Source organism: Mycobacterium sp. B14F4 (genome assembly GCF_039871645.1).
GTDB lineage: Bacteria > Actinomycetota > Actinomycetes > Mycobacteriales > Mycobacteriaceae > Mycobacterium.
Genome location: NZ_JBDPMF010000011.1, coordinates 1 through 15,134 on the forward strand (window position 1 = coordinate 1; position 15,134 = coordinate 15,134).

The 15,134-nt window shown below is 68.6% G+C and carries 17 protein-coding genes and 1 pseudogene; 10 read left to right on the forward strand and 8 right to left on the reverse strand.

Going from position 1 to position 15,134, the window contains the following annotated elements:
- Positions 1–112: 112 nt before the first annotated feature.
- From ABGB19_RS23495 to ABGB19_RS23520, 6 genes are all read left to right on the forward strand, one after another.
- Entirely contained in the window at positions 113–295 is a 183-nt protein-coding gene (locus ABGB19_RS23495) for a transposase (RefSeq protein WP_347688542.1), read from the forward strand.
- A 180-nt stretch (positions 296–475) separates the two neighbouring features.
- Complete coding sequence (gene folP, locus ABGB19_RS23500; protein ID WP_347688543.1) at positions 476–1,300, forward strand: dihydropteroate synthase; 825 nt, start codon at positions 476–478, stop codon at positions 1,298–1,300.
- Positions 1,297–2,247: a glucosyl-3-phosphoglycerate synthase gene (locus tag ABGB19_RS23505; protein WP_347688401.1), complete on the forward strand. Its 951-nt coding sequence runs from the start codon at positions 1,297–1,299 to the stop codon at positions 2,245–2,247. Before folP ends, ABGB19_RS23505 begins: the two co-directional genes overlap by 4 nt.
- Positions 2,248–2,286: 39 nt before the next feature.
- The gene (locus ABGB19_RS23510) at positions 2,287–2,652 is read left to right on the forward strand and encodes a DivIVA domain-containing protein (RefSeq protein ID WP_347688402.1); all 366 of its coding nucleotides are present in this window, start codon (positions 2,287–2,289) and stop codon (positions 2,650–2,652) included.
- Between the two features lie 22 nt (positions 2,653–2,674).
- Positions 2,675–3,244 carry a DNA-3-methyladenine glycosylase I gene (locus tag ABGB19_RS23515; RefSeq protein ID WP_347688403.1) on the forward strand — a complete coding sequence of 190 codons (570 nt, stop codon included), beginning with the start codon at positions 2,675–2,677 and terminating at the stop codon, positions 3,242–3,244.
- Between the two features lie 145 nt (positions 3,245–3,389).
- Positions 3,390–3,557 (forward strand): DUF3117 domain-containing protein, encoded by a 168-nt coding sequence (locus tag ABGB19_RS23520; protein WP_066829768.1) that lies wholly within the window; start codon positions 3,390–3,392, stop codon positions 3,555–3,557.
- A gap of 16 nt (positions 3,558–3,573) precedes the next feature.
- Here ABGB19_RS23520 and glgA read toward each other — a convergent pair whose 3' ends face one another.
- A complete protein-coding gene (glgA, locus tag ABGB19_RS23525; protein ID WP_347688404.1) occupies positions 3,574–4,740 on the reverse strand; it encodes a glycogen synthase in 1,167 nt (388 codons plus the stop codon).
- A 129-nt stretch (positions 4,741–4,869) separates the two neighbouring features.
- On the opposite strand from glgA, the gene glgC reads away from it, so the two are divergent.
- Positions 4,870–6,084, forward strand: coding sequence for a glucose-1-phosphate adenylyltransferase (gene glgC, locus ABGB19_RS23530; RefSeq protein ID WP_347688405.1), 1,215 nt, complete (start codon positions 4,870–4,872; stop codon positions 6,082–6,084).
- Between the two features lie 133 nt (positions 6,085–6,217).
- On the opposite strand, the gene ABGB19_RS23535 is transcribed toward glgC, so the two are convergent.
- From ABGB19_RS23535 to ABGB19_RS23565, 7 genes and pseudogenes are all read right to left on the reverse strand, one after another.
- Positions 6,218–6,796 carry a DUF4126 domain-containing protein gene (locus ABGB19_RS23535; RefSeq protein ID WP_347688406.1) on the reverse strand — a complete coding sequence of 193 codons (579 nt, stop codon included), beginning with the start codon at positions 6,794–6,796 and terminating at the stop codon, positions 6,218–6,220.
- A 147-nt stretch (positions 6,797–6,943) separates the two neighbouring features.
- Complete coding sequence (locus ABGB19_RS23540; protein WP_347688407.1) at positions 6,944–7,618, reverse strand: isoprenylcysteine carboxylmethyltransferase family protein; 675 nt, start codon at positions 7,616–7,618, stop codon at positions 6,944–6,946.
- Between the two features lie 3 nt (positions 7,619–7,621).
- Positions 7,622–8,071 (reverse strand): annotated as a pseudogene (locus ABGB19_RS23545) (isoprenylcysteine carboxylmethyltransferase family protein); the annotation flags it as partial.
- 38 nt (positions 8,072–8,109) lie between these two features.
- The gene (locus tag ABGB19_RS23550) at positions 8,110–9,729 is read right to left on the reverse strand and encodes an ABC transporter (protein ID WP_347688408.1); all 1,620 of its coding nucleotides are present in this window, start codon (positions 9,727–9,729) and stop codon (positions 8,110–8,112) included.
- A complete protein-coding gene (locus ABGB19_RS23555; protein ID WP_347688409.1) occupies positions 9,726–10,667 on the reverse strand; it encodes an ABC transporter ATP-binding protein in 942 nt (313 codons plus the stop codon). The genes ABGB19_RS23550 and ABGB19_RS23555 overlap by 4 nt, the downstream gene beginning before the upstream one ends.
- Entirely contained in the window at positions 10,630–11,328 is a 699-nt protein-coding gene (locus ABGB19_RS23560; RefSeq protein ID WP_347688410.1) for a TetR family transcriptional regulator, read from the reverse strand. The genes ABGB19_RS23555 and ABGB19_RS23560 overlap by 38 nt, the downstream gene beginning before the upstream one ends.
- A gap of 120 nt (positions 11,329–11,448) precedes the next feature.
- Positions 11,449–12,129: an O-methyltransferase gene (locus tag ABGB19_RS23565; protein ID WP_347688544.1), complete on the reverse strand. Its 681-nt coding sequence runs from the start codon at positions 12,127–12,129 to the stop codon at positions 11,449–11,451.
- 187 nt (positions 12,130–12,316) lie between these two features.
- Here ABGB19_RS23565 and sigE point away from each other — a divergent pair, with 187 nt between their 5' ends.
- The 3 genes from sigE (at position 12,317) to ABGB19_RS23580 (ending at position 15,133) form a co-directional block, all read left to right on the forward strand.
- On the forward strand, positions 12,317–13,099 hold the full coding sequence (gene sigE, locus ABGB19_RS23570) for an RNA polymerase sigma factor SigE (RefSeq protein WP_347688411.1): 783 nt from the start codon (positions 12,317–12,319) through the stop codon (positions 13,097–13,099).
- A gap of 78 nt (positions 13,100–13,177) precedes the next feature.
- Positions 13,178–13,573 carry an anti-sigma E factor RseA gene (gene rseA, locus ABGB19_RS23575; RefSeq protein ID WP_347688412.1) on the forward strand — a complete coding sequence of 132 codons (396 nt, stop codon included), beginning with the start codon at positions 13,178–13,180 and terminating at the stop codon, positions 13,571–13,573.
- A 69-nt stretch (positions 13,574–13,642) separates the two neighbouring features.
- Positions 13,643–15,133: a trypsin-like peptidase domain-containing protein gene (locus ABGB19_RS23580; RefSeq protein WP_347688413.1), complete on the forward strand. Its 1,491-nt coding sequence runs from the start codon at positions 13,643–13,645 to the stop codon at positions 15,131–15,133.
- Position 15,134: the final 1 nt, after the last annotated feature.

The window sequence follows — 15,134 nt, forward strand, 5'->3', positions numbered from 1 at the left end:
GCATGAGACCCTCGGCTACGTTCCACCAGCCGAGTACGAGGCCGCCCTGACCGGCGCCTCACACCCTGCGAGCCAGCCAACCCCGGCCCTCGCAACCAAGTAGGAACAAAACCTGGGGTACTTCAAGCGATACAAACGTCGTTCAGCGACCGTGGAACCCGTCATCGGACACCTCAAAGACCGCATCGGCCTACGCCGCTACGCCCGACGCGGACTGGCCGCCGTGACCGCCGAACTCCACCTGGCCGCCGCCGCACTGAACCTCACCCGACTACACACCGCCGCCGCCGGGTAGCCCGACAACCTCACATACTCCACCCAGCTCCGCGCCGGTCAACGAACACACAACACAAATCACAACAGCCACTGACCGCACGAAAGCACGCCCGAATCACTCGCCCGTAGCCTGGAGAGCGTGAAGACGTTCTCGGGCCGATTCCTGGGCCGGCCCGTCGCCGGTGATCGAGCGCTGATCATGGCGATCGTGAACCGCACGCCCGACTCGTTCTACGACCGCGGCGCGGCATTCACCGACGACGCCGCGAAGGCGGCGGCGCACCGGGTCATCGCCGACGGCGCCGACGTCGTCGACGTGGGTGGGGTAAAGGCCGGGCCCGGCAACACGGTCGACGTGGACGAAGAGGTCGCCCGCGTGGTGCCGTTCATCGAGTGGCTGCGCGACACCTATCCTGACCAGCTGATCAGCGTCGACACCTGGCGCTCGGCGGTCGCCAAACAGGCCTGTGCGGCGGGCGCCGACCTGATCAACGACACCTGGGGTGGTCACGACCCGGCGCTACCGGAGGTGGCCGCCGAATTCGGCGCCGGCCTGGTCTGCTCGCACACCGGCGGGGCGGTGCCGCGAACGCGCCCCTTTCGGGTCAACTACGGCATTTCCGAGCGCGGGGTCGTCGACGACGTGATCGCAGAAGTGACCGCGGCGGCCGAGCGCGCGGTGGCCGCGGGGGTGGCCCGGGACGCCGTGTTGATCGACCCGACGCACGATTTCGGCAAGAACACTTACCACGGTCTTAGTTTGTTGCGCCACGTGAAAGAGCTTGTAAAAACTGGATGGCCGGTCCTGATGGCGCTGAGCAACAAGGATTTCGTCGGGGAAACTCTCGGTGTGGGTTTGACCGAACGCCTGGAGGGGACACTCGCGGCGACCGCCCTGGCGGCCGCGGACGGTGCCTCGATGTTCCGGGTGCACGAAGTCGGACCGACTCGGCGCGTGCTCGAGATGGTCGCGTCGATCCAGGGCGGGCGTCCGCCGACGCGCACGGTGAGGGGACTGGCATGACACTTACTCCGGAACTTCCCAGCACGGAAGTCCGCACCGCGCGGTGGCTGACCGACCACAATTTCTCGCGGCCGACCTGGACGGTCGCCGACCTCGAGGCCGCCAAGCGCGGCCGCACCATCTCGGTGGTGCTGCCTGCGCTCAACGAGGAGGAGACGGTTGGCAGCGTGGTCGAGACCATCACGCCGCTGCTCGGCGGCCTGGTCGACGAGCTGATCGTGCTCGACTCCGGCTCGACCGACGACACCGAGATCCGCGCGCTGGCCGCGGGGGCCCGCGTCATCAGCCGCGAGGTCGCGCTACCCGACGTCGCACCGCAGCCCGGCAAAGGCGAGGTGCTGTGGCGCTCGCTGGCCGCCACCACCGGCGACATCGTCGTGTTCGTCGACTCCGACCTGATCGACCCCGACCCGATGTTCGTACCGAAGCTCGTCGGCCCGCTGCTCACCACCGACGGCGTGCACTTGGTCAAGGGCTTCTATCGGCGGCCGCTGAAGATCAGCGGCAGCGAGGACGCGAACGGCGGCGGACGGGTCACCGAACTGGTGGCCCGGCCGCTGCTCGCGTCGCTGCGCCCGGAGCTCAGCTGCATCCTGCAACCGCTCGGCGGCGAGTACGCCGGCACCCGCGAACTGCTCACCGCCGTGCCCTTCGCGCCGGGCTACGGCGTGGAGATCGGGCTGCTCATCGACGCCTACGACCGCCTCGGCCTCGACGCCATCGCCCAGGTCAACCTCGGCGTGCGGACGCACCGCAACCGGCCGCTGACCGAGCTCGCCACGATGAGCAGGCAGGTCATTGCGACCCTGCTGTCGCGTTGCGGCGTGCCGGACTCCGGGATCGGCCTGACGCAGTTCTTCGCCGACGGCGACGACTACACGGCGCGGACATCGTCGGTATCGCTGGCCGACCGCCCGCCGATGGTGACGCTGCGCCCGCGCGGGTGATCGGCCGGGCTGTCGGACGGCTGAGGCAGTATCGAGGGCGTGACCCTGGTTCTGCTGTATCTGGTCGTGCTGGTTCTCATCGCCGTCGTGCTGTTCGCCGTCGGCAGCGTGCTGTTCGGCCGCGGTGAGCCGCTGCCCCCGCTGCAGCGCGACACCACCGCCACCGTGCTGCCGGCATCGGGCGTCACGGGGGCCGACGTCGACGCGGTGAAGTTCGCGCAGACCCTGCGCGGCTACAAGACCGGCGAGGTGGACTGGGTGCTCGACCGGCTGGGCCAGGAACTCGACCTGCTGCGCGGCCAACTGGCCACGCTGCGCGCCACGTACGGCATCGACGACGAGGGCGAGGTGGTGACCGGGAGCGGTGCGCACGCACTGCCCTCAGAGGACCGGGACGAGTCGTGAACGACAGTCGCGTCCGCTGCGCGTGGATCGACGAATCACGTTTGCCTCAGCCGATTTCGTCCTCTATCGCGATTACCACGACACCGAGTGGGGACGCCCGCTGCGTCACTCGGGCGCATTGTTCGAGCGAATCAGCCTGGAAGCGTTCCAGAGTGGGTTGTCATGGCTGATCATCCTCCGCAAGCGGGACAACTTCCGGCGCGCATTCGACGGCTTCGACGTCGAGCGCGTCGCCCGCTACACAGACCGCGACGTCGACCGGTTGATGGCCGACACCGGCATCGTGCGCAACCGCGCGAAGATCGACGCCACCATCGCCAACGCGCGCGCGGCGGCCGAACTCGACGTGGACCTGGCCGAACTGCTGTGGTCGTTCGCGCCCGAGGCGCGTCCGCGGCCCGTCGACATGGCACACGCTCCGGCCGTCACCCCGGAATCGACGGCGATGGCCAAGGAACTCAAGCGTCGCGGGTTCCGCTTCGTCGGACCGACGACCGCGTACGCGTTGATGCAGGCCACCGGGATGGTCGACGACCACACCGCGGACTGCTGGGTTCCGGTGCCCGGGCAGGCCCCCGATCGACGGCCATAGCCGGGTCTTTGCACACCGAACGGCCCGGATAGGGAACAATAGGGGAAGTTCAGTAGCAGTTCAGAGCCGGGAGCTGTCAAACGGGTGGGCAGTCCCGGCCTCGACCCGGGCCCGCGCGGGCCGGCTCATGTGGAGGGAGCACTCGATGGCGGCGATGAAGCCCCGGACCGGCGACGGTCCACTGGAAGCAACCAAGGAGGGGCGCGGCATCGTGATGCGGGTACCACTGGAAGGCGGCGGGAGACTGGTCGTCGAGCTCACCCCCGACGAGGCCTCGGCCCTCGGGGACGAACTGAAGAACGTGACGAGCTAGCGGGGACCCGCGTCGGCTACGAGGAGACCGTGCGGTAGATGTCCAGCGTCTGCTCGGCGATGTGTGCCCAGGAGAACTCTTCGATGCACCGCTGTCGGCCGGCCTCACCGTACTGCCGGGCCGTCTGCGGGTCGGCCACCACGTCGTTGACCGCTGCCGCCAAGGCACCCTCGAAGGACGTCGAGTCGCCCGGGTCGTAGTGCACCAGCCGTCCGGTCAGCCGGTCTGCCACCACCTCCGGAATGCCTCCGACGTCGGAGGCCACCACCGCCGTCGCGCAGGCCATCGCCTCGAGGTTGACGATCCCCAACGGCTCGTACACCGACGGGCACACGAAAACTGTTGCTGCTGAAAGTATCTCGCGTATCTTGGCGACCGGCAGCATCTCGCGGACCCAGAACACGCCGGTGCGGGCGTGCGCCAACTGCCGCACCGCCTCGGACACCTCGGCGGCGATCTCGGGGGTGTCCGGCGCGCCGGCGCACAACACCAGCTGGACGTCGGGCGTGAAGTGGTGCGCGGCGGCGATCAGATGCGCGACACCCTTCTGCCGGGTGATTCGGCCGACGAACGCCACGATGGGGCGCGCCAGGTCGACGCCCAGCTCGGCGAGCACCGACTCGCCCGCGTCCGCGGGCGGGGCGGGAAACCAGACGTCGGTGTCGATCCCGTTGCGCACCACGTGCACCCGGCTGGGGTCCAGCCCGGGGTAGGTGTGCAGCACGTCGCGGCGCATCCCGGAACTGACGGCGATCACCGCGTCGGCGGCCTCCACGGCCGTCTTCTCCACCCACAGCGACAATCGGTAGCCGCCGCCGAGCTGTTCGGCCTTCCACGGCCGCATCGGTTCGAGCGAGTGCGCGGTCAGCACGTGGGGGACGCCGTACAGCAGCGCGGCGAGGTGACCGGCCATGCCGGTGTACCAGGTGTGCGAATGGACGACCGTAGCCTGCGAGCACCCGTTGACCATGTTGAGGTCCGCCGACAGGGTCGACAGCGCGGGGTTGGCGCCGACCAGCGCCGCGTCCGGCGGGTGCACGAACGCGTCGGGCCGCGGCGCACCCATACAGTGCACGTCGACTTCGCACAGGCGCCGCAGCTGCGCCACGAGCTCGGTGACGTGGACCCCCGCGCCGCCGTAGACCTCGGGTGGGTACTCCCGCGTCATCATCGCCACCCGCATAGTGACGACCGTATCGGAAACGCTCGGAACGTTTCACGCCGTCCGAGCGGGATACTCAAAGCGCCGAAATCCTTGTCAGTCAGCGACGAATGGCTAGCCGCGAGCAGGGTCGGCCGATAGGTTTGGAGTATGAGGGAATTGCCACACGTGCTGGGCATCGTCCTGGCCGGCGGGGAGGGCAAGCGCCTTTATCCGTTGACGGCGGACCGAGCCAAGCCCGCGGTTCCCTTCGGCGGCGCCTACCGGTTGATCGACTTCGTACTGTCCAATCTGGTCAACGCGCGCTACTTGCGGATCTGCGTGCTGACGCAATACAAGTCGCATTCGCTGGACCGCCACATCTCGCAGAACTGGCGGCTTTCCGGGCTTGCCGGCGAGTACATCACGCCGGTGCCCGCCCAGCAGCGGCTGGGCCCGCGCTGGTACACCGGGTCCGCCGACGCGATCTACCAGTCGCTGAACCTCATTTACGACGAGGACCCCGACTACATCGTCGTGTTCGGCGCCGACCACGTCTATCGCATGGACCCCGAGCAGATGGTCCAGTTCCACATCGAAAGCGGCGCCGGAGCGACGGTCGCGGGCATCCGGGTGCCGCGCGCCGAGGCCACCGCGTTCGGCTGCATCGACTCCGACGAGTCCGGCCGCATCCGCAGCTTCATCGAGAAACCCGCGGACCCGCCCGGCACGCCCGACGATCCCGAGCAGACGTTCGCGTCGATGGGAAACTACATCTTCACGACCAAGGTGCTCATCGACGCGATCCGCGCCGACGCCGACGACGACCACTCCGACCACGACATGGGCGGTGACATCATCCCGCGCCTGGTGGCCGACGGCATGGCCGCGGTGTACGACTTCAACAACAACGAGGTGCCCGGCGCCACCGAACGCGATCACGGCTACTGGCGCGACGTGGGCACGCTCGACGCGTTCTACGACGCGCACATGGACCTGGTGTCGGTGCATCCGGTGTTCAACCTCTACAACAAGCGCTGGCCGATCCGCGGCGAGGCGGAGATGCTCGCTCCGGCCAAGTTCGTCAACGGCGGTTCGGCGCAGGAGTCGGTGGTGGGCGCGGGCAGCATCGTGTCGGCGGCGTCGGTGCGCAATTCGGTGCTGTCGTCGAACGTGGTGGTCGACGACGGCGCGATCGTGGAGGGCAGCGTGATCATGCCCGGCGTGCGGATCGGCCGCGGCGCGGTGGTGCGCCACGCGATCCTGGACAAGAACGTCGTCGTCGGCCCCGGAGAGATGGTCGGCGTCGACCTCGAGAAAGACCGGGAACGATTCGCGATCAGCGCCGGTGGCGTCGTCGCGGTCGGCAAAGGCGTCTGGATCTAGCCGGGCGACGATCAAGCGGCGAGGTACGAGCCGTGTTGAGGAGTCCGGCCATTGGACTCAGCCGGGCGACGATCAAGCGGCGAGGTACGAGCCGTGTTGAGGAGTCCGGCCATTGGACTCAGCCGGGCGACGATCAAGCGGCCCTGCGTCGCCGTCGCCGCAACAGCCTGACCCCCGCCCACGCGAGCGCGACGAGCACGACCAACACCACGACCGGGAGCAGGATCGCGACGAACACCAGGCCCACGCTGACTCCGTCCTCGACGGTGCTCAGCACGGGTGCGGCCATACCCGCGGTGGCGGCGTTGGCGGCCGGGCGCACCGCCGACTTCGTCAGCGAGACCACCAACGCGACGACCACGCCGATGACGACCGGTATCCACTGCCCGGACTGAGCGAACGCACCGGGATCGGTGACCGCCGTCGTCTGCGCCGCGGTGCCCGACCCGAACACGATGCCGCCCGCGGTGGGCCGGACGAAGGTCTGTATCGCGTCGTTGACGGTGTCGAGAGCGGGCACCTTGTCGGCGACGACCTCGACGACCAGCAGCACACCGACGATCGCCATCACCCAGCCGTTCTCCAGCCACGCCCATGTCGACGGCAAGGTGACCAGGTCGGTGAACCGCGACAGGAGACCGAGCGCCAGCAGGGGGATGTAGGCATTGAGCCCCGCCGCGGTCGCCAGGCCGAGGCCGGTCAGTAGTTCCACGGCTCAAGTATGCGGTCCGCGAGGGCCAAGATCGACGAGCGACGTGTCAACGCTGCGGGGCTCTGCCCGAGTTCGGTTGTCGCCATGACGGATTCGTCGAATGCGGCGTACCCGGGCCGCGTTGGTGGCTTGGCGAGTCTCGCGTCGTCACCACACGTGCGGGATGAGCCGGTAGCGCACCGTTTGCGTGTACTCGACGTAGCCGCTCAATGCCTGCCGCAGCAGGGCTTCCTCGTCGACGATGCGCAGGACGAGTACCGGCAGGGCCAGGAGGATCATCAGCAGACCCCAGAAGGAGTCCAGCGCAAGCGGAGTGCCCACCATCATGATCGCCGTGCCGAAGTACATGGGGTGCCGGACGACGCCGTACAAGCCGGTGGTGACCAGCTGCTGGTCGGGTTCCACCGTGATCGTCGCTGCGGCGTAACTGTTCTGCACGACGACGAACTGCGCGAGCCCGAGCCCGACGACGACCATGACATCACCCAGGATCACCACTGCGGTGGGCACATTCGACCAGCCGAAGCGGTGGTCGAGCGCGCTGACGATCAGCACGCCGACGACCACCGCGATCGTGGCGCTCATGATCAGCTTCTGCAGTGGCCTGTTCTCGGCGCCGGGTCCGGCCTTCAGGCGCCGGGCCAACGCGGCCGGATCCCTGACGGCCAGGTAGACGCTCGGCACCATGGTCGCGACGACGAACACGACGATGAACGCCCAGGCCTGCCAGTAATCCAGCGTGCCCGCCGGTACGAACAACAGCACGCCGAAGAACGCAAGCCCGACGACGGCCGACAGCAGCGCTTGCGCGACGATCTTCACGGTTCACCACACATAGGGCACCAGTCGGTATCGCACGGTGCGGGTGTACTCCGGATAGCCGCGCACTTCCTGACGGAGCAGGCTCTCCTCGTCGAGAATTCGCACGGCGAACACGGCCAACCCCGGCACCAGAATTGCCAGGCCCCAATAGGAGTCGAGTGCGGGCGGGGTGCCCACCATCATGATGAGCACGCCGAGGTACATGGGATGGCGCACGATTCCGTACAGGCCGGTGGACACCACCGTCTGATCGGACTCCACCGTGACATTGGCGGCGGCATAGCTGTTCACCAGGATGACCGACATCGCGATGCCCAGCCCGGCGGTGACCAGGACCTGACCCAGTACGACGACCGCCGTCGGCACCGTCGACCAGCCGAACCGGTGGTCGAGCGCGCCGATGACCGCCACGGCCGCGAACAGCGCGACATAGCCGACGCTGGCGAACCTCTCGACACCGTGAGAGCGACGACTCCCTTCATGACTCTCCCCTATGCGACGTCGCGGCTGCGGTAGAGGGCGCCCGCCAGGGCCGCCAGCGCCGCGGCCACGACGACCATGACCAGCAATGCGATCACGGGATAGTCGGTCGGCGCGGTGGTCTGACCCACCGGCGACAGGTCGATCAGCCACTGCGGCAGCCGCAACAGGGCGCCGAGGTACAACGCGGCGACCACGAAAGCCACGGCGAGCCAACCGATCCAGGGCCGCCGCAGGGCGACGGCGACCGCGGCGAGGGCGGCCATCACCGCCAGCGCGGGCACGTAGGCCAGTCCGGCGACGGTCAGCCGTCCGACGGTTTCCGGTTCACCCAGTGTGATTCCCGCGCCAAGGCCGTTGCCCAGCCCGGCGCACAGCATCAAGACCACCGAACCCAGCAGCGCAGACGCGATCGCCGTCGACAGCCAGTGCCACCGCGACACCGCACCGGCCAGTACCGCCTCGCCGAGACCCTTGTCCTCGTCGGCGTGAACCCGAAGCACCGCGGCGACGACGTAGGCGGACGCCGCGGCGGCCAGGAACTGCGTCATGGTGGTGTACACACTGTCGGTGCCCTGCGCCGCGAGGACCCGCCGGATCATCTCGTTGTCCTGCGCCGCGTCGAGCAGCGACTTGGTCATCGAGCCGAAAGCCAAACCGCCCAGGAACAATCCGACTGCCCACCCGATCGTCTGGCCGCGCTGCAGCGTCAGATGCAGCCCGAGCACGCCTCTGATCGGGCGCGCATTCGGCCGCTCGCCGGTCGACGAGATCGTGGCATCGTCGTATTGCCGCCTGCTCTCCAGCACGGCGGCCAGCGCCACCAGCGCCACGGTCAGCGCGATCAACAGGGTGAACGGCCACCAGCGCAGGTCGACGAACGCGCGCATCTGCTGCGCCCACGCGATCGGCGAGAACCAGCTCAGCGCACTGCCGGAGTTGTCGATCACGTCGCCGATGCCGCGGACCAGTGCGGCCACGGCCAGCGCGGCCATCGCGGCACCGGTTGCTGTGCGCGCCTGGCGCCACAGCTGTGCGGTGACGGCGGCGACCGCGCCGAAGACCATGGCGACGCCGGTGACGCCCAGGCACATCGCCGCGGTGTCGACGACGCCAAAGCCGGTGGAGGCCATCGCCGGCGTCATCGTCACCGTCAGCACCACGTTCACCGCGGCGACCAGGATCAGCGCCGCGGTCGTGCGCGCGTATCGCCCGACGACCGACGACAGCACCAGTTCGGCTGTGCCGCTTTCCTCTTCGGCCCGCGTGTGCCGAACGACGGTGAGGATGGCCAGGATCGAGGTGGCGACGATGAGCGTCAACATCATCTCGTTGGCCATCATCGCGCCGAGATCGGTCTCATTGCCCCCGAACATCGGACCGCCCATGATCATGCCCGCCGGCGTCTTGAGCAGGTTGACCCGCGCGAGGCGTTGCGCCTCCTCGGGGTACGCCAGCCTGATCGCGTTCGGCGCGTAGAACATCATCGCGGTCAGGACGACGATCCAGACGCTGAGCCGGACACGGTCGCGGCGCACCGCGAGCCGCAGCAGACCGGCCGTCCCGGTCCACGGTGAGCCCGCGGGCGGCGCCTCGTGCCGACCGGTGCGGGGTGCGGTCGCGGTGGTCATCGCCGTCCGCCCTGGTACTCGCGTAGGAACATGTCCTCCAGCGACGCCGGCGTGACGGTCAGTTCCTGGATGCCCAACTCGGTGAGACGCCCCATGGCGGCGTCGAGGTCGTTGCGCTCCACGGTGAACCGGGACTGGCCGTCACCGCCGTCGAAGTCGTGGACCTGGTGCAACCGCTGCAGCACTGAGGCGTCGTCACGGGTGCGCACGGTGACGGTCGTGCGCATCAGGTGCCGCAACTCGCGCAGCGACCCGGACCGAACGGTACGCCCGGCACGGATGATCGTGACGCTGTCGCAGATCTTCTCGACCTCGGCGAGAATGTGACTGGACAGCAGCACCGCGGCGCCGCGCTCGGCGACCTCCTCGACGCAGCGCTGAAAGGCCTTCTCCATCAACGGGTCCAGGCCGGAGGTGGGTTCGTCGAGAATGTACAGCTCGGCGTTGGTGGAGAACGCCGCGATGATGGCGACCTTCTGCCGGTTGCCCTTGGAGTACGTGCGGGCCTTCTTGTGCGGGTCGAGTTCGAATCGGTCGATCAACTCGTCGCGGCGAGCCGTGTCGACGCGGTTACCGCGCAGGCGGGCCAGGAAGTCGATGGCCTGGCGCCCGGTCAGGTTGGGCCACAACGTCACATCGCCGGGCACGTACGCGATCCGGCGGTGCAACGCGACCGCGTCGTGCCACGGGTCGCCGCCAAGCAGCCGCACGGTGCCGCCGTCGGCGCGCAACAGGCCGAGCAGTACGCGAATGGTGGTGGACTTGCCCGCGCCGTTGGGCCCGAGGAAACCGGTGATCTCGCCGGGGGCCACCACGAGGTCCAGCCCGTCGAGCGCCTTGGTCCGCCCGAAAGCCTTGTGCAGACCACGGATCTCGACCGCCGGCTGCCCTCGACCGGTGTCAGCCCGCTGCAGGGACTTCGCCGCTTGAGCCGTCATCGCCATCTCCTTCTGGGGGTGTGCTGAACGGAATGCCTTGCTGGCGCTGCTCGACGAATGCGTCGTACATCGTCGAATCGGTCATCAGCCCCTGGGTGTAGAGCTCGAGAGCGGGCAGGACCATGTCCTCGCCGTAGTCGCGCAGCACCGCGCGCAGATCGCCCGGGTTGTCGTGCATCTGGAGGTACAGCAGGAAGCCACCGCCGCCGATCATGCCGAGGAACCGTGCTCTGGCCCGCGGGTCACGGCTGGGCTTGATCATTCCGGACCGGACCCCGTCCTCTATGTACTGCTCGACGTTGTCGATCATCCGGCGGAAGAACTCCTTCGCGAGATCGCCACCGGACTGCATGCTGCGCACGAGGTAAGCCATCAGCGGTGCGTACGACTCGATCTCGGCCATCTGCGCGAGCCAGGTGGCCGGATCGCTGCTCTGCAGCGACTCGGACTTCGACTCGCGGATCTGCTCGGCCACGAAGTCGTCGCACGCCTTGCGCAGACCTTCCTTGGAGCCGAAATGGTGGATGACCAACGCGGCCGACACACCGGCGGTCTCGGCGATGCTGCGCAGGCCGATGGTGAATCCGTGCTGGCCCCACTGCTCGATCGCCGCATCCCGGATGCGCGCGACGGCCGTGCGGTCGTTCGCCGCTGAACGCATGTTCAGTACATTAAACGTGCGTTCAGTACGCGGTCAATAGTTTTTAGGCGCGAGCAGACAGAAAACTGCACGAAATGTGCCAGGAAGTGCAGTTTTGCGTCTGCTCGCGGGGAAGGGGAGCTAGTCGCGGGCGGCCGCGAGCAGGCCGTCGCCCAGCGGCACCAGCACGGGGGTGAGTCGCTCGTCCTCGGCGATCAGGCGCGCGGCGTCGCGCACCGCGGCGACCTCGGCGTCGTTGGCCCCGGCGTCACCGGCCCGACCGCCCAGCGCCGCGCGATGGACGACGATCGCGCCGCCGGGTCGCAGCAACCGGACGCCCTCGACGACGAACTGCGGTTGGTCGATCGGGTCGGCGTCGATGAACACCAGGTCATAGGACTCGTCGGCGAGCCGGGTGAGCACCTCTTGGGCACGTCCGCTGATCAGCCGCGTGCGCCCCGGCCCGATGCCGGCTTCGCCGAACGCCTGCTTGGCGATGCGCTGGTGCTCGGGTTCGACATCGATTGTGGTCAGCACACCGTCCTCGCGCATGCCTGAGAGCAGCCACAGCCCACTCACACCCGCTCCCGTGCCCACCTCGACGACGGCCTTCGCGCCGGTCAGCTTGGCGAATACGCACAACAGGGCGCCCACCGCGGGCGTGACCGCACCCGCCCCGATGTCGACGGCGCGCTCGCGGGCGGCGGCGACGATGGCGTCCTCGGAGATCGACTGCTCGGCATGCGAGACGATCGACTCGGCCCGGGTTTTCGAGCCGAGGTCGTCGCCGGAGCCACTCCCGGGCCCGATGACGTCGTCCATGCCGGCCATGTCCGCAGCGTAGAGCCAACGGCTGGCGGCCGGTAGCCCGACACGCCCGTCGCCGAGAACGGGAAATCACCGATAAGACCTGGATTTACGCAGGTCGAAAATGGGTAGAAACACTTTCTCAGGAAATGTTCAGTTCGCTCATATGCCAGGCACGGAACGGTCGGCGACGGTATGTCCCATGGAAGACGGCGCACGCTGGCACACCGGGAATACCGACGTGGAATTCCACGTTGCGGCAATCAGCGAGCCGCCGTCGCATGAGCGCGGCTGTGACCAGGAGGATCCGACGACTAGTTCAACCGCCCCCACGGCGCCCGTGTTCATGGCCCACCTCGAGCAGTACACGGACGGCACGTGGGTCGAGCCTTCAGACGAACTGACCGGCACCGCGGTGTTCGACGCCACCGGTGACAAGGCCACCATGCCGTCGTGGGACGAGCTGGTGCGCCAGCACGCCGACCGCGTCTACCGGCTGGCCTACCGCCTGTCGGGCAACCAGCACGACGCCGAGGACCTCACGCAGGAGACCTTCATCCGGGTGTTCCGCTCGCTGCAGAACTACCAGCCCGGAACGTTCGAAGGCTGGCTGCACCGCATCACCACGAACCTGTTCCTCGACATGGTCCGCCGGCGGGGCCGCATCCGGATGGAGGCGCTGCCCGAGGACTACGACCGCGTGCCCGCCGAGGACCCGAACCCCGAACAGATCTACCACGACTCGCGGCTGGGCGCCGATCTGCAGGCAGCGCTTGACTCGCTGCCGCCGGAGTTCCGCGCCGCGGTGGTGCTGTGCGACGTCGAGGGCCTGTCCTACGAGGAGATCGGCGCCACGCTCGGCGTCAAGCTCGGCACCGTGCGCAGCCGTATCCACCGCGGTCGGCAGGCGCTGCGCGACTACCTGGCCAGCCACGGTGACACCGCAACGGCCGCGCGCTTCGGCGACGTCGCCAAATCGGCCTGACAGTCGCTGCTGTGTCGGCGCGGCGTGCCGCGCTACATTCGAAAGAGCACGTCGAGACGACGCGAAAGGAGTGGGGCGATGGTCGACCCGGGACATGTGTTCCGCCGGGCGTTCTCGTGGTTACCCTCTCAGCTCGCCTCGCAGAGCGACTCGCCGGTCGGACCGCGCCAGTTCGCGTCCACCGAGCACCTGTCCACCGAGGCCATTGCCGCGTTCGCCGACGGTGAGCTGCGGATGACCGCTCACCTGCGCGCGGCCCATCACATGTCCCTGTGTCCGCAGTGCGCCGCGGAGGTCGAAGCCCAGCGCCAGGCCCGCGCGGCGTTGCGGGACTCCCAGCCGATCGTCGTGCCCAGCTCGTTGCTGGGCATGTTGTCCGAGATCCCGCACCACGCACCGCCGGAACAGCCCGTCGAGGCGCAGCCGTCGCAGTTTGCTGGCGACGTGCAGCGGCCACGGCGTAAGCGCCGGTAGGCTGAACGCCAAGACCAGCAGCGACCTGCGCCTGCGATAGCGGGCGCTCTCACAGAGGGTGATGAACGGGTGACCAATCTGGATCAGACCGGGCGGGAGCGCCTGGAACCCCGCCCCGTCTCGCGTCCGCCCGTCGATCCGGCGGCGCAGCGCGCGTTCGGCAGGCCCGACGGCGTCGACGGTTCGTTCGTGGGACTGGACAAGTACCGCGACCAGGGCGAGTACACGCCGACCAACCAGCCGCCGGACCCGGTGCTGGCCGAGGCGTTCGGCAGGCCCCATCCCGGCGGCGACTCGCTGCAGCGCCATCCCGCCGACGCGGGTGCGCTCGAGGCCGAACGCGACACCGTCGACGCCGACGCGGCCGACGATCCGTGGCGCAACCCCGGTGCGCCGGTGGCGCTGGGCACCCCGGCCGTCCAGGAGTCGCCGCGCGCCCCGGCGAACGTCAGCATGGGCAAGCTCGGCGTGCGCGACGTGTTGTTCGGCGGGCGCGTGTCGTTCGTCGCGCTGGCCGTGCTCGGCATCGTCGCGTTGGTGATCGGCATCGCCGGCGGCTGGGTGGGCCGCAAGACCGCCGAGGTGGTCGAGGCGTTCACCACGTCGAAGGTCACGCTGAACACGTCCGACACCGGCCCGCCGCCCGAGGGCCGGTTCGCCAAAGTGGCTGCCGCTGTTGCCGATTCGGTCGTCACCGTCGAGGCGACCAGCGATCAGGAGGGCTCGCAGGGCTCCGGTGTCGTCGTCGACGGCCGCGGCTACATCGTGACGAACAACCACGTGATCTCCGAGGCCGCGATCAACCCGAGCCAGTACAAGCTGCACGTCGTCTTCAACGACGGCAAGGAAGTGCCCGCCAACCTCGTCGGTCGTGACCCCAAGACCGACCTGGCGGTGCTGAAGGTCGACAACGTCGACAACCTGTCCGTCGCCCAGTTGGGTGACTCGGACAAGCTGCGGGTCGGTGACGAGGTGATCGCGGCGGGCGCACCGCTGGGGCTGCGCAGCACGGTCACGACGGGCATCATCAGCGCCATGCACCGGCCGGTTCCGCTGTCGGGCGACGGTTCGGACACCGACACCGTCATCGACGGCCTGCAGACCGATGCGCCGATCAACCACGGCAACTCCGGCGGTCCGCTGATCGACATGAACGGCAACGTCATCGGCATCAACACCGCGGGCAAGTCGCTGTCGGACAGCGCCAGCGGCCTGGGCTTCGCGATTCCGGTCAACGAGGTCAAATCGGTGGTCAACGCGCTGATCAAGGACGGCAAGATCGCGCATCCGACGCTGGGTCTGACGGCGCGGTCGGTGAGCAACGACATCGCCTCGGGCGCGCAGGTGGCCAACGTGAAGGCGGGCAGCCCCGCGGAGAGGGCCGGCGTCCTCGAGAACGACGTCGTCGTCAAGGTGGGCGATCGGACCGTGGCCGACGCCGACGAGTTCGTCGTCGCCGTGCGCCAGCTCAAGGTGGGGGAGCCCGCGCCCATCGAGGTGATGCGCGACGGCCGTCCCGTCACGCTGACCATCACTCCCAACCCCGACGACACCGTCTAGT

What these genes read in the sequence shown, in the direction of transcription:
- folP (WP_347688543.1), top strand. Translation starts at nt 476, where the DNA reads ATGGCGATCGTGAACCGCACGCCCGACTCGTTCTACGACCGCGGCGCG.
- ABGB19_RS23505 (WP_347688401.1), top strand. Translation starts at nt 1,297, where the DNA reads ATGACACTTACTCCGGAACTTCCCAGCACGGAAGTCCGCACCGCGCGG.
- ABGB19_RS23520 (WP_066829768.1), top strand. Translation starts at nt 3,390, where the DNA reads ATGGCGGCGATGAAGCCCCGGACCGGCGACGGTCCACTGGAAGCAACC.
- glgA (WP_347688404.1), bottom strand. Translation starts at nt 4,740, where the DNA reads ATGCGGGTGGCGATGATGACGCGGGAGTACCCACCCGAGGTCTACGGC.
- glgC (WP_347688405.1), top strand. Translation starts at nt 4,870, where the DNA reads ATGAGGGAATTGCCACACGTGCTGGGCATCGTCCTGGCCGGCGGGGAG.
- ABGB19_RS23550 (WP_347688408.1), bottom strand. Translation starts at nt 9,729, where the DNA reads ATGACCACCGCGACCGCACCCCGCACCGGTCGGCACGAGGCGCCGCCC.
- ABGB19_RS23555 (WP_347688409.1), bottom strand. Translation starts at nt 10,667, where the DNA reads ATGACGGCTCAAGCGGCGAAGTCCCTGCAGCGGGCTGACACCGGTCGA.
- ABGB19_RS23560 (WP_347688410.1), bottom strand. Translation starts at nt 11,328, where the DNA reads ATGCGTTCAGCGGCGAACGACCGCACGGCCGTCGCGCGCATCCGGGAT.
- ABGB19_RS23565 (WP_347688544.1), bottom strand. Translation starts at nt 12,129, where the DNA reads ATGGACGACGTCATCGGGCCCGGGAGTGGCTCCGGCGACGACCTCGGC.
- sigE (WP_347688411.1), top strand. Translation starts at nt 12,317, where the DNA reads ATGGAAGACGGCGCACGCTGGCACACCGGGAATACCGACGTGGAATTC.
- rseA (WP_347688412.1), top strand. Translation starts at nt 13,178, where the DNA reads ATGGTCGACCCGGGACATGTGTTCCGCCGGGCGTTCTCGTGGTTACCC.